Source organism: Glutamicibacter bergerei (assembly GCF_054495185.1).
The window spans coordinates 3,270,698-3,284,442 of sequence record NZ_CM137131.1 but is presented as its reverse complement, the minus strand read 5'-3'; the positions used below and the strand labels follow the sequence as shown (position 1 = coordinate 3,284,442).

The 13,745-nt window shown below is 56.1% G+C and carries 12 protein-coding genes; 9 read left to right on the top strand and 3 right to left on the bottom strand.

Annotated features, from left to right (window positions below):
- Positions 1–86 precede the first annotated feature (86 nt).
- Together ACX5K5_RS15195 and ACX5K5_RS15190 are read left to right on the top strand one after the other, a co-directional pair.
- Complete coding sequence (locus ACX5K5_RS15195; protein WP_459174689.1) at positions 87–476, top strand: (deoxy)nucleoside triphosphate pyrophosphohydrolase; 390 nt, start codon at positions 87–89, stop codon at positions 474–476.
- Complete coding sequence (locus ACX5K5_RS15190; protein WP_459174688.1) at positions 476–3,460, top strand: DEAD/DEAH box helicase; 2,985 nt, start codon at positions 476–478, stop codon at positions 3,458–3,460. Before ACX5K5_RS15195 ends, ACX5K5_RS15190 begins: the two co-directional genes overlap by 1 nt.
- Before the next feature lie 250 nt (positions 3,461–3,710).
- Here ACX5K5_RS15190 and ACX5K5_RS15185 read toward each other — a convergent pair whose 3' ends face one another.
- A complete protein-coding gene (locus ACX5K5_RS15185) occupies positions 3,711–4,703 on the bottom strand; it encodes a phospholipase D-like domain-containing protein (protein ID WP_146113347.1) in 993 nt (330 codons plus the stop codon).
- Positions 4,704–4,854: 151 nt separating this feature from the next.
- Here ACX5K5_RS15185 and ACX5K5_RS15180 point away from each other — a divergent pair, with 151 nt between their 5' ends.
- From ACX5K5_RS15180 to ACX5K5_RS15165, 4 genes are all read left to right on the top strand, one after another.
- The gene (locus ACX5K5_RS15180; RefSeq protein WP_105569453.1) at positions 4,855–5,901 is read left to right on the top strand and encodes a nucleoside hydrolase; all 1,047 of its coding nucleotides are present in this window, start codon (positions 4,855–4,857) and stop codon (positions 5,899–5,901) included.
- Positions 5,902–6,020: 119 nt separating this feature from the next.
- Entirely contained in the window at positions 6,021–6,827 is an 807-nt protein-coding gene (locus ACX5K5_RS15175) for an ECF transporter S component (protein WP_459174687.1), read from the top strand.
- Between the two features lie 11 nt (positions 6,828–6,838).
- Positions 6,839–7,594, top strand: a complete 756-nt coding sequence (locus tag ACX5K5_RS15170) for an energy-coupling factor transporter transmembrane component T family protein (protein ID WP_459174686.1) — start codon at positions 6,839–6,841, stop codon at positions 7,592–7,594.
- Positions 7,591–9,012, top strand: coding sequence for an ATP-binding cassette domain-containing protein (locus ACX5K5_RS15165; RefSeq protein ID WP_459174685.1), 1,422 nt, complete (start codon positions 7,591–7,593; stop codon positions 9,010–9,012). Before ACX5K5_RS15170 ends, ACX5K5_RS15165 begins: the two co-directional genes overlap by 4 nt.
- A 21-nt stretch (positions 9,013–9,033) precedes the next feature.
- On the opposite strand, the gene ACX5K5_RS15160 is transcribed toward ACX5K5_RS15165, so the two are convergent.
- Entirely contained in the window at positions 9,034–9,567 is a 534-nt protein-coding gene (locus ACX5K5_RS15160) for a very short patch repair endonuclease (RefSeq protein WP_459174684.1), read from the bottom strand.
- Positions 9,568–9,755: 188 nt separating this feature from the next.
- Here ACX5K5_RS15160 and ACX5K5_RS15155 point away from each other — a divergent pair, with 188 nt between their 5' ends.
- Positions 9,756–10,574, top strand: a complete 819-nt coding sequence (locus ACX5K5_RS15155) for an enoyl-CoA hydratase/isomerase family protein (RefSeq protein WP_459174683.1) — start codon at positions 9,756–9,758, stop codon at positions 10,572–10,574.
- 26 nt (positions 10,575–10,600) lie between these two features.
- The gene (locus ACX5K5_RS15150) at positions 10,601–11,476 is read left to right on the top strand and encodes a 3-hydroxyacyl-CoA dehydrogenase family protein (protein WP_459174682.1); all 876 of its coding nucleotides are present in this window, start codon (positions 10,601–10,603) and stop codon (positions 11,474–11,476) included.
- Here the strand turns inward: ACX5K5_RS15150 and ACX5K5_RS15145 are convergent.
- Positions 11,473–12,297: a LysR family transcriptional regulator gene (locus ACX5K5_RS15145; RefSeq protein ID WP_459174681.1), complete on the bottom strand. Its 825-nt coding sequence runs from the start codon at positions 12,295–12,297 to the stop codon at positions 11,473–11,475. The genes ACX5K5_RS15150 and ACX5K5_RS15145 overlap by 4 nt on opposite strands.
- A gap of 239 nt (positions 12,298–12,536) precedes the next feature.
- Here ACX5K5_RS15145 and ACX5K5_RS15140 point away from each other — a divergent pair, with 239 nt between their 5' ends.
- A complete protein-coding gene (locus tag ACX5K5_RS15140; protein WP_459174680.1) occupies positions 12,537–13,733 on the top strand; it encodes a CaiB/BaiF CoA transferase family protein in 1,197 nt (398 codons plus the stop codon).
- Positions 13,734–13,745 lie beyond the last annotated feature (12 nt).

Here is a 13,745-nt window from a genome sequence, read left to right as displayed (position 1 = left end):
GCAGAATGTGTTTCCGTCTGGACAGACCGATAGGATCGCAACTATCGGAAGTCGCGATTCGAGATTGACGTCAGAGGAGAATTAGTTTGAAGAAGCAAATCAATGTTGTTGGTGCCGTTATCGTCAGGAACGATGAAATCCTCTGCGCTCAACGAGGCCTAAACGGAACTCTCGGCGGTATGTGGGAATTCCCTGGTGGCAAAATTGAGCCCAAAGAGACTCCTCGCGAAGCACTCGAACGTGAGATCCGAGAGGAACTCCTCTGTACGGTCAGAGTAGACGACGAGGTAACGAGTACCACCCACGAGTACGACTTCGGAATTGTGACTCTGACAACCTTCTATTGCAAATTAGTTGAAGGCGAACCGCAGCTTACCGAGCATGAAGACGCAAAGTGGCTCAAACGCGATGAACTCATGTCTTTGGAGTGGGCGCCCGCGGACATTCCCGCGGTGGAACTCATCCAGGCGGCATAGTGAAGACTAACGCTGATCTCGTTCTTGGTAGTGGTCTCTCTAGAGACGTCACTTTTGGATTCTTAGACGGGAAGCAGCAATCTCGCCGCCATCACCACCCTCGTGTCGTATTGAACGCTGACGGCAATACGGTTCTGCGCATCCTTCGCGAAGAGCTCGCCCGTTGTGATGAATTCATTTTCTCCGTCGCTTTCGTAACCCCGAATGCGATTGCTTTGCTTAAGCAGGAGCTCGTTGAGTTTTCGGGTCGAGGAACGATTGTCACCTCCGACTATTTGGGCTTCAACTCGCCATCGGCTTTTAGCGAGCTACTGAATCTTGAAACTCTAGGGATCAACGTTCGAATTCACAACGCGGGAGCCTTTCACCCGAAGGGTTATATCTTCAAAACCGAGAAGATGGTTACGGCCATGATCGGCAGTTCAAATTTGACCGGTAACGCGATCGTGAAAAATCATGAATGGAACCTGAAAGTTTCAGCATCCGAGGGCAGTGATCTAGCCGAGCAGCTATCTTTATTGACCCAGAACCAGCTTGAAGAATCCATAGCACTGAGCCAACGGTGGATAGATGCGTATGCGGAACAGTACACGCCTCCTCCGATACGTCGGAAAGTTGCAACTGCCCCTCGAACTGACGTTGATGAGCAGCTACTGCCGGTAGAGGCTGAGCAAGATCTTGAAGTGACCGGCCAATCGCCGGATGGCGCTGTATCGTCCGAGTTGCTCATGCCGATCCTCCCGAACCAGATGCAAACGGAGGCGCTCAAGGCGCTGGAGCAGGTTCGGTCGAGCGGGGAGTCGAAGGCCATCGTTATTTCGGCTACCGGTACTGGAAAGACGATCCTCTCGGCATTGGAAGTACGGGCAGCGCATCCTGGTCGGTTCTTATTTATCGTTCACCGCGAGCAGATCCTTGATAAAACCATCCAAGAGTACCGCCGCGTCATCGGCGGCGACTACAACGATTTTGGCAAACTTGCGGGTGTCTCCAAACAAAGCGACCGCAAGTTTGTTTTCGCAACGGTGCAGACATTGTCCCAAGATGGTGTGCTGCACGAAATTCAGCCAGACGCTTTTGACTACATCATCGTTGACGAAGCGCATCGCGTTGGATCTCCAACGTACAAGAAGGTCCTTGGGTACCTCGAACCTACTTTCCTGCTTGGCCTGACGGCCACACCAGAACGTAGCGATGGATTCAATGTTTTTGAGTTTTTCGACTACAACGTGCCGTATGAGATTCGCTTGAATCACGCGTTGGAAGAGAATATGCTCAGCCCATTTCATTACTATGGGATACCCGACGTAACGCTTGATGACCAGACGATCCTAGACAGCACAGATGATCTGGGACATCTAGTGACGGCGGACCGTGTTCACCACATTATTGACGCGCTGGCTAGATATGGGCAGGCGGGTGTTGCCCCCAAGGGTCTTATTTTCTGTTCTCGTAAAGTTGAAGCCGCTGCTCTATCTGCAGCGCTGAATCAGCAGCAACTGCGTGGGAAAACTTTGCGGACGGTTAGTCTCAGCGGTGATGATTCGGTGGAACAGCGAGAACGAGTAGTTGGGCAACTGGAACGCGGAGAACTCGACTACATCCTCACCGTCGACATCTTCAATGAGGGGGTGGATATCCCCACGGTGAATCAGGTCGTCATGCTTCGCCAAACGCAATCGGCCATAGTGTTCGTGCAGCAGCTTGGACGCGGTCTGCGTAAAGCACCGATGAAGGACTACTTGGTGGTTATCGACTTCATTGGCAACTATGCGAACAACTACATGATCCCGATCGCGCTTTTCGGCGATGAATCGCTGAACAAAGAGTCGCTGAAAGAGAAGCTTATTTCCACCGAACAGGCGGGCGTACTTGCAGGGTTATCGAGTGTTCGATTCGATAAGGTCTCGCAGCAGCGTGTACTTGATTCCATCCGTACAACTGCTCTGGACAGCATTCAAAAGCTCCGCGGTGCGATGCAGTCGATGCAGAACCGCGTCGGACGCGCACCGAAGCTCTTTGATTTTTATCGATTTGAATCGGTCGATCCGGTATTGCTGGCAACGAAGAAGGAAAACTATCCAGCGTTGGTCAAGAGTCTTTTGCGGATTGATCATGAGCTTAGCCAGGATGAGCTCAAAGCGTTGTCACTACTATCGCATGAAGTCCTGACGTCGAAGAGAATTCATGAGTTCGTGCTTGTCCGTGAGTTGCTTTCACACGGGTCGGTAACCTTGCCCCAATTCCAAGCAGCGCTCCTCAACGAAGGAATCGACGCGGCCCATCTCGAATTGATGAGCACCGTAGAAACTCTGAATCTTGCTAATCACGGACAAGTTGATCAAAGTCGATATGGAATTCGCTTGGCGAACATCGATGGAGAGTCCATATCGGCTGATCCTGGTTTTCTCAGTTCATATCGTTCACACCGTGCATTCACCAACGAAGTGGACGACATCATACAAACGGGCATGGCCCTAGTGCGAGACCGGTATGTTGCTGGAGATCCGTTTATCGTTGGAGGACAGTATTCCCGAAAGGAAGTGACACGTCTTCTGGGACTGCCACGAAAGTGGACTTCGACGCTTTACGGGTACAAAGTCGACCCAGAATCGAAGACCTGCCCGATTTTTGTGACGCTGCACAAATCTGACGATATCTCGGCTAGTACCGCGTACCAGGATGAACTGGTTGATCCTTCCCATCTGCGATGGTTCACGCGATCAAGGCGAACGCTACAGAGCGATGAAGTCCGGCGAATAGTGGATAACGAGGTTGATCTGTACGTCTTCGTTAAGAAAGACGATGCGGAAGGTACCGAATTCTTTTACTTAGGCCAGGCCGATTCACGTAATGCCGAGCAGACTCACATGTCTGGAAAGAACCAAGAACAGCTTGACGTTGTCACGATGAACCTGCATTTTGAGAAAGCGATCGACAACGCTCTGTACGACTATTTGAGCCCGAATGTAAACCTGACTTAACTTCGCTGACACCAAATGGGCGTAAAGAATCAGCGGCGATTTCGGGCCGGATAGTCGCAACGAACTGTTACCGACGATCTTTGCCATCAATACGAACCGTCGAATGTATTCTTCCACTAGCTTTCTATCGGCCAATTTTTTGAGACCGTCCTAATCAAACTTCGACATACAGATACATGAAAAATACATCGTCCGGTCAGGAGTAAGGTATTCATCTAGCTTGGTTTGTAGAACGGATAGGCGCAGAAATTTAGGATCCAGAATTTAGCATAAATTCTGGATACCAGATTTTTATTAGCCCTTCGCAGTCATCCGCGGAGAGCTCTAAAAATTCGTCAGGGGTCTTATCAATTTTTTGCAACAGAGTATCGAAAGCTTCCGGGCCGTGTTCATATCTTCTACCCACTGTTTCGAGGCGGAGTTCTTTTTTAGTATCGACTTTGTGCAGGATAACTTGTCCCATACGTGATTCGTTTGCGTCGTGATGGATGAGATCACTATCTATCCGAACCGGAGGAAACACGTGGGTATCATTGATGAAGAAAATGATGTCTCCTCGAGAGAAGGCGCCTTCCTTTTCCACTATCTGCAATAAATCGAATCGAAAACCAGTCTTGCGTTGACGCAACGAACCTTCCTTCTCTTGTTGCAAAAGTTCTACGACCTCGTCAGGGGTTAGATCAGCATCAATCCACCGAACTATGTATATTTTGTTAAGTTCCCACGGGAATCCGAAAGCTTGTGGTTCGGGGGTATTTATGCCCGTAATGCGATGCGAAGGGTCACCAGCATCAAATAGTTTTTTGAGGTCAGATAACTTCGAGCTGGTGATTTTTCCTCCCGAAGCTTCAATCTCGTGCTCGACGAATTCTCTGACTTCTTTTCTAGTTTCACGATCAGTGGTGATTAGAACAGCTTCGGATGCTCGCGCAGAACTCGCGGACGCATTCGCAGATCCCACGACTGCGTGTCGGTCAGTAGAAATGACTTTGGCATGCAATATCGAAGACGTATGCACTTCGACGCCTGAATTAATAAATCGTTCAAGGGCGTAAGGATTTGTTGCCCCTGAGGCTACATTTTGGTCGCTAGCATTTACAAGGAGGACGTCGCCTAAACCAAGAGGAAGTCGTTCCGGAGCATCTTTACCGATAAATGCGATTGCGGCATATGTTCTTCCTGCGCCCTCAACTACGTTGGTGATATGCGGCCAAACGGCCTGAGAATGAAATCGAGTTACCATGATTGAAGTCTAATCGGATGGTCATGAGCAACAAGACATTTGATTCACTGACGAGCGGGGGACACCGACGTGCTCTGACTGCTGCTTTTGGATATATTTTGAAGAAGTAAACAATGTCAAGACCCAAACTGATGTGAGCGAAAATCCACAAATGCGCCTACTTATCGACAACGACACGGGTATCGATGATGCGCTCGCGTTGGCGTACCTCTGTGCTTGCGAACATGTACAGATAGAGGCAATCACCAGTACACCTGGGAACGTTGATGCTGAGCAGGTTACAGCTAATAACGATGCACTTCTTGGACTCTGTGATCAGCCTGACGTACCAGTACTAATCGGCGCGCGAGAACCTCTAGAGGTTCCGTTGGTCACCACGCCCGAAACTCACGGACCACAAGGTGTCGGGTATGCGACGCTATCGACTCCAGGCGTCGCCGCGCATAGTCACGACGCTGTGGATTATTGGATCGAAGCCGCACGAACTAACCCTGGCGAGCTAACAGTTTTGCTTACTGCACCTCTGACCAACTTTGCCCTGGCGCTACGCGAAGAACCTAAACTTCCCTGGTTGCTGCGCAAGGTAGTCATCATGGGAGGCGCCTTCTACTACCAAGGCAACACCACTCCTACCGCGGAGTGGAACACTCACGTTGATCCTCACGCGGCAAAGGAAGTTTTTGCTGCCTACACCGCGGCTGCGGAACAGGGGCTGCCTTCTGAGAAGCTTCCTATCGTGTGCTCATTGGACACCACTGAGCGCTTTGAAATGCAGCCGGAATTCTTGACTCACCTGGCGGCAGAAGCTGGGTGCGTCGAGCCCGAACTTGTATTGGACAGCGATCCCGAGGGAACCTTGAGCACCGCATCCAATCCGCTAGTGCGCTATCTTTCAGATGCTCTGCGGTTCTACTTCGAGTTCCACCGGCACTACGACCAGGGCTACATTGCCCATGTCCATGACTACTTCGCCGCAGGTGTCGCTGCTGGCACCCTTGAATACCAAACTCGACTTGCCACAGTTGACGTGGAAACTGAATCCGAGCTTCTCTTCGGAACTACCGTGGCCGATTTCCGAGGACTATGGGGCAAGCCAGCAAATGCTCGCATAGTATCCAGCAACGATCCCGAATCAGGCTTCGCTGAGCTACTTACCCGCCTCGGTGCACTGGCCCGAAAACTCGACACGAATTCCTGAGCCGTAACCTAGGTGGGCTAGACTCATCTACCGGGCCGAGGTGACATTAGGCCCCGCACTCGCACGCACCCAGTAGTACCTGGGTGCACAGCCACACTCGTACCGAGGAATGCCTTTCTATGTCACCGAATCTGCTTTTGCCCGAAGAAACCAGCTCCCAAGTTCTGCGCCGCAGGATTTTGGCTACTGCTGGCACCCTGCTCTTGATCGGCACCTACCTGGTCCTAGTCATTACCCAACCCACGGGCATAGCCGAAGGACTGGGACAGGGCGTCGCACTGGTTACCTTCGCCGCCTACCTGGCCGCCGCCGTCATGCTTCTGGTCGCGGTGCTTCCGGACTTGCCGGTATCCACTCTCACGCTGATCCCAGTAGCACTGGCCCTGAACATTATTTTGGGGCAATTCGTCGGTTCCGTGATGGTCCCGCTCTACCTCGACTCGATTGGCACGGTGCTCGTAGGGTTCCTGGCAGGCCGCCGGGCCGGTGCAGCCACCGGTGTGCTCAGCACACTGATCTGGTCACTGTTCGCCCCCACCGTCCTGCCCTTCGCGGCTGGCGCTGCATTGGTCGGCTTCCTTGCGGGAACTGCCGCGCGTTTCGGTGCGCTGCGCCGCCCGTATCTTGCCCCCATGGCCGGTGTGGTGGCAGGTGTTCTGGTCGGTGTGGTCTCGGCCCCGGTGGCGGCCTTTGTCTTTGGCGGAACGTCGGGTGTTGGCACGGGCGCCGTGGTTGCGGCTTTCCGCTCCATGGGCGACTCGCTGCTTTCGGCCGTGACCAGGCAGGCCTTGATCTCAGACCCGGGGGACAAGGCTATCGTCTTCCTCATTGCGGCATTGCTGATTTACGCTCTGCCTAAGCGTTTGAGCGGAAGCTTTGCCTTCATCCGTCGTTACCGGGTGCTGGGCCAGCGGGGAACCAAGTAGGCCCACCCGCTATGCCCAAGTCCATCAACTTGCATCCATTTACCGTACTGGCTCTGACGGCGGCCGTCGTCACGATGACCACCGCTGCTAGCCTCTGGTGGTTGAGCTGCGCGGTCATCACTGCCTGCGTACTGGTTGCCGGTTGGACAGGGCATCTGCGACGGTTGGCCGTCCTGAGCGCGGCCATCCTGATCCCTACGTTCGCGTCCTTGCTATTGATCCATGGGCTTGTCTCCCAAGAGGCGTCCGGGCTCATCGCTGCGGCCGGCCCGCTCCGGGTGACTGTAGGCGGATTGGAAACTGCCATGGTTTTGGGGCTGCGCCCTGCGGTGCTGGTGGTGGCAGGGTTGCTCTGCACCTTGCTGATCGATAAGCATCAGCTGGTGGCGGCCATAGACCTGTCTCCGGCTCCGCCGCAGGTGGGGTATCTGCTGGCTGCCACGCTGTTCCTCTTACCGCATATGGCCGAGAAGCAGCGCACCATCGGCCAAGCACAGGCACTTCGCCAAGCGGGAACTGGCCGCGGTCTTTCTGGCTGGTTCCAACGGGTACGGCTGCGAGCGGTCCCGCTGGTGCTCGCTTCCTTGCAGGATGCCCACGACAGGTCGGCTCACCTGTCAGCCCGCGGGTTTCCAGCCGCCGGCTCCCACACCAGACTGCGTACCGTCGCAGATTCTGTCACCCAGCAACGTGTCCGGTGGATTGCCCTGCTCTGCGCCGTACTGGGCCCGATAGCAATATTGGCACCCCTCTGGGGGAGCTCATGATAGAGAATCAGAAGCACTCGCGCACGGGTAATTCGATGCTGCTCGACCTCAACATTGAGCGCTTCCGCTATTCCGGCGCCGAGTTTGATTCCTTGCAGGACTTTAAGATGACCTTGTCTCCGGGCTCATTGACTGTCATTGTCGGGGAATCCGGTTCAGGCAAGTCCACGCTGGGCGAGGTGCTCGCTGGCATATTGCCGCGGCCGGTCGCAGACCAATGCAGTGGAACAATAAATCTGGCTGGTCAACGAATCGAATATGCCGATCTGGAAAGCCAGCGCATTAATGTGGCCGGATGGGCCAAGCACGTCGGATTGCTGCCGCAGGAAGCGGGGCACTATCTTTCTCGAATCCGTGAAACGGTGGCCGAGGAACTCGTATTCTCACTCGAGAACGAGGGTTTGCCACGAGAAGCGATGCGCCAGCGCATCGCAACGCTTTCCAAGCACCTGAATTTGGACCATTTGCTCGAACGTGATCCTGCGAAACTTTCCGGCGGGCAGGAACGACTCGTCGCCTTGGCTGCCTTGGCTATTTCGGAGCCTTCGGTCATGGTCTTGGATGAGCCTCTGGCGGGGTTGGACTCCGAGGCCACAGCAGCAGTCACCGAAATGATTTCCCGGCTTCGCGCTGACGGCACCGCGATGGTGGTCTTGAGCAGAACTGCCACGCCGTGGGCCGACAACGCAGATGCTTTGGTGAAGTTAGAGAATGGGCAGCTGAGTAAATCCTCAGCAGAAGATCGTTTGCAGGAGTCCGTCTCTGTGCCAACCCAACGACGTGCCATTCCTGGCAATACGGAAGTTCTCTTGGAATTCAGCGGAGTCCAACTGGGTTATGAGGGTGCCGCGCGGCCTGTTTTCGACGGGCTGGACCTGCAGGTGCGGGCCGGTGAATGCGTCGGATTGTCGGGCGCTAATGGATCAGGTAAAACCACGGTGCTCAAAGCCGCCGCAGGGCTGCTGCGGCCTACCGCCGGCGAACTGGCGGTATCAGCTCCTACCGGGATGCTTCTGCAGAATTCCTCCGACCAGCTTTTCGAACGCACCGTAATGCGCGAGGTTTCTTTCGGCCTTCCCAAGAAGGGAACACAACGACTGCGTGTCCCCGAAGTCCTCACGCGACTCGGATTGCAGGACTTTGCCGATACTCATCCCTATGAGTTGCCGGCTTCGGCTCGCCGGCTCGCAGCCCTAGCGACCGTGCTAGTGCGCGAACCGCAGATCCTCCTCTTGGATGAACCAACCGAGGCCTTGGACTCGGAGGGAATGCTTCGTCTGCAACAGGTCATCGACTCGGTGCTGAATCGTGGGGGAGCGGTGCTCCTCTCCACCCACGACAGGGATTTCATGCACAGCACCACACACCGGGTCCATCAAATGCCCGGGAAGCCCGGGCCAATGGTCCGGACTTCCTAGTCTCGGCAATCTTCGCCCAACTCAGTTCAACTCGTTGCGCACGGTCTTCCCCCTAGGCGATGACGAGGAGGAAGCTGCCGTGCGCGGAGGTCCGAGGAAACCGGTCGCCTTGTGCATCACCTCTTCGAGCGAATGCATTTCGCATTCCCAGAGCGTCAGCGATTCCCAGCCCAGGGAAGCCAGGTCATGGCGGTTGCGGCGATCACGGGCGATGTTGGCGTCTAGCTTCGGGTTCCAATACCCGGTATTGGACGAGGGACGGCGGCGTCCCACGGGGCAGTCATGGCCATGCCAAAAGCAGCCGTTCACGAAAATCACTTTGTCCCTGGCCGTGAACACCAGATCCGGCGAGCCAGGCAGCCTGCCGCCGCGCAGGCGGACGTCTGGATGTTCCGCGCGGGGTGCGGCTGACTTGCGCGCCGGAAGCGCTCCATGCAACTGGTAGCGGTAGCCGGCGGCATGCAGCAGCCTGCGCAAGGCAAGTTCTGGTTGGGTATTCTTGCTCGCAATGCGCGACATCATCTGCGAGCGCTGCGCGGCCGATACGGTGTCCATTAATCCATTGTGCGCGCTTGCTGAGCCGGGTCAACCGTCAATTCATCATGTGAATCCTCGCCGTGATTCATGCCTGATTCACATGAATAGTCCATGGATCTATCTATCCATAGAACTGGTCGCGTATAAATTAGTTTGATGTTGTGAGCGGTCCTTGAATAGAGGACGCAAGGGAAGGGAACTATCTGATGGCTGATGCATTTGGCGAAGAACTGGTACTCCGAAGCGATACGGACGGCGTCGCCTGGCTGACAATCAACAGGCCCGAATCCCTGAACGCGATGAACCAGCATGTCATCGCGCGCATGCACGGACTGCTCGATGAGATTGAACTGGATTCCTCGGTAGAGGTCATCATCTTCACCGGTGCCGGAGACAAGTCGTTTGTCGCCGGAGCTGATATCAACGAGCTTGCCGCGCGAAGCCCCATCGATGCGCTGGGCGGCCGGATGCAGAATCTCTACGACAGGATTGCCAAGTACCCGAAACCTACCGTTGCGGCGGTCAACGGATTCGCCTTTGGCGGCGGCCATGAATTGGCCCTGTGCTGCGATGTGCGCATTGGTTCCACGCAGTGTCAATTCGCTCTGCCCGAAACCGGATTGGGAATCATCCCATCCGCAGGCGGAACGCAGCGGCTGGCGCGAATTGTCGGCATTGGACGTGCTACTGACATGATCCTCACTGGCCGGCGCCTTGATGCTTTCCAATCATTGCAAGCCGGACTCATTACCGAGCTGGTCGAAGCAGATGAGCTGGTGGCTTCGGCACAGAAGCTCGCGCGAAAGATCGCGTCAAAGGGCCCCTTGGCTATCAAGCTGGCCAAGCTGGTGGTCAGTCGCGGGTTCGATGTGGACCACGAGACTGGCATGCTGCTGGAGCAACTGGCCCAAGCGCTCGCCTACAGCTCAGAGGAAAAGCAGGAAGGCACCCGTGCCTTCCTGGAAAAGCGCCGACCAGACTTCCGGAGCGTTCACCAGCCCGACGCAACAACTCAAAACGTCTAGTAACTCCAATATTGGAAGGAGACTTCATGTCTCAGGAAAACCGTCCCGTCAACAGGATCACCGTCATAGGTGCCGGCACGATGGGGTCACAGATCGCCATGGTGGCCGCCCTTTCAGGTGTCAGTGCTTCGCTGGTGGATATCAAGCAGGAGCAACTTGACGTGGCCAAGGAGCAGCTCTGGTCACGCGTGGACCGCGATGTCCACAAGGGACGTCGTAGTTTGGAAGATGTCAACGCGGCCAAGGCGCGGCTGAACTTCACTACGGACCTGGAAGCAGCAGTGGCTGCATCTGATTTTGTCATCGAGGCGGCAATCGAGGACTTGAAGATCAAGCGCGAGCTTTTCGCTACGTTGGATCGGATCGCCCCGCCGCACGCCATCTTGGCCACGAATTCCTCGAATATCGTCTCCTCACGCGTCGCTGATGCCACCTCCCGCCCGGACCGGGTGTGCAATATGCACTTTTTCAATCCGGCGCTGGTCATGGAATGCGTGGAAATCATTCCCCATGCGCAAACCTCGGAAAAGACAGTTGACATCGCCGCGGGATTGGCCGAATCCTTCGGCAAGCGTGTGGTGAAGTTGAATAAGGAAGTTCCCGGATTTATCGCCAACCGGCTGCTCAACGCGATCCGCCGTGAAGCTCTGGAACTCTATGAGGACGGGGTAGCCAGCGCCGAGGATATCGACCTGGCAGCCAAGACCGCATTGCGCCACCCTATGGGTCCTTTCGAGCTCATGGACCTCGTGGGCATAGACGTGGTCTACCTGATTCGAATGGCCGAATATGAGCAGACTGCAGACCCGGAGAGCCTGCCCGCGGAATCGGTCAAGAAGCTCTATGAAGAAGGATCCTTTGGCCGCAAAACCGGCAAGGGCTGGTACAGCTACAGCAATTAGCTGCCCCGCGGGTCCGGGAAGACTCCCTTGGCGAGCTTGATGACGTTCTTCAATGCGGCGTTGGTGTCGTCCCGGCGCCAGATGAGCCGTGCTTCGAGCTCGGTATTCGCATCCTTGAGCGGAACATACACCACGCCGGGAATGGTGATGTTCGCGCGCACCGAGTCCACCGTCAGGGCGCACCCCATCTCGGTGCTGACCAGCACCAGCTGAGTCAGAGTATCGGGTGCTACCTGGGTCACCCGGGGCGCGAAGCCGGCGGCCATCGCCAAGGTGTTCAGCCGGTTCTGCAAGGCTGCGCTGAATCCGCCGGGCAGTGTTATCCATTGTTCTTGGGCCAAATCCGACATGCGCAGGGCGCTGCGGGTGGATAAGGGATGCGCAACAGGCAAGGCAATGAGCACTCGTTCGATCGCCATGACGTAGGAATCAACCTCGGGCGGGATGAAATCCCAGCGTCCGATGGCCAGATCCAGCGTCTTGTCCAGAATGCGCTCCAACGCGACATGTGAAAACTGCGAGCTGTGGAATTGCTGGCGCAGGCCCGGGTGGACCTTGCGCAATTCGCGCGCCAGGGCTCCCACCGTCGTATTCGTTGATGCGCCGGCGAAGCCGATGCGCACTTCACCGGTTTCACCGGTCACCGCAGAGCGCACCACCTGCTGCGCGCGTCGTGAAATGCCCACCATTTCCGTGGCAGGCTCCAGCAGGGCTTGGCCTGCCGGAGTCAGGGATACGTGCCGGGTGCTGCGCTCGAAGAGCTGTGCGTCCACCATCTGCTCAAGCTGCTTGATGAGCCGGCTGAGGGCGGGCTGTGCCATATGAAGATTCGTGGCGGCCCGGCCGAAATGGAGCTCCTTGGCTACCGCGAGAAACGCTCCTGCGTGATGGACATCCACTTTGCTGCTCCACTTCGCTTTTGATGTGAATATGTTATCAATTCAATCAATATTAGGTCTTGGACTATTAAGAATACTAATGGTTCGATGAGTGGTGAGACCTATCGCGTAAACAAGGCACGCGATTCATTACGAGCATGTTTAACAGATCAGGAGCGCATATGAGGAATTCAACGGATTCCGCAACCACCGGCCCGCTGTCCGGGATCGTCATTGCAGACTTCTCCCGTGTCCTAGCCGGACCATACTGCACCATGCTTCTGGCAGACATGGGAGCGACGGTCATCAAAGTTGAAGGGCCAACAGGTGATGACACGCGCAACTGGGTTCCTCCGCACCGCGACGGCGTGAGCACCTACTACCTGTCCATCAACCGCAACAAGAGCTCTATCATGCTGGACATGTCCAACGCGCAGGATCTGGAAACCGCCTACAGCATTATTGAACGCGCGGATGTGTTCGTGGAGAACTTCAAACCAGGCGGACTGGCCAAGTTCGGGCTGGACCAGCAAGCCGTGGCTGAACGCTGGCCGCACCTGATCCACGCATCGATCACCGGATTCGGAACCGCAGGCGGCAGCGCCATGCCCGGATATGATCTGCTGGCCCAAGCGGTGTCGGGAATGATGACGCTCACCGGAGATGCCGACGGCCCACCGCAACGCGCAGGCGTGGCAGTCTTCGACGTGATGACGGGCTTGCACGCAACGGTCGCCATCCTCGGCGCCCTGCAGGAGCGCAATCTCACCGGGCGCGGGCAGCATGTCGGCGTGAACCTGCTGTCCTCGGCCGTGTCCGGCCTGGTTAACCAGACCATGGGCTATGCCGGAGCCGGGAACATCCCGACGCGCATGGGCAATGACCATCCGAGCTTGTTCCCCTATGGTCCCTTGCGTGCAGCTGACCGCGAGATCGTGGTGTGCTGCGGCAATGACGTGCAGTTCCGGCGTCTGGCCGAGGCTTTGGGCATCACCGAGGTCGGCATCGATCCGCGCTTCGCTACGATGGCCGACCGCAACGCGAACCGCGAAGAGTTGCGCGTGATCCTGGAACAAGCCCTGGCCGCGCGCACCGCCGATGAGTGGTTCGAAGAGCTCCAGAAGAAGGGCATTGCCTGCTCGCCGATCCTCAACGTCGCCGAGGGCCTGCAATTCGCGCAGCGTCTTGGCCTGGACCCGATTGTGCAGGCTGGCAACGGCGGGGATGCGGTGCCGACCATCAAGCACCCGGCCACGTTCAGCCGCAGCGAAATCCGCTACGACAAGGCTCCTCCAGCCTTGGATGGGGATAGGGAATCAGTCCTGGAATGGATCGGCTCCAACCCCCGGCGGACCATGGATGACAAGCTCGCGGTCTAGACGCAGCCCAAG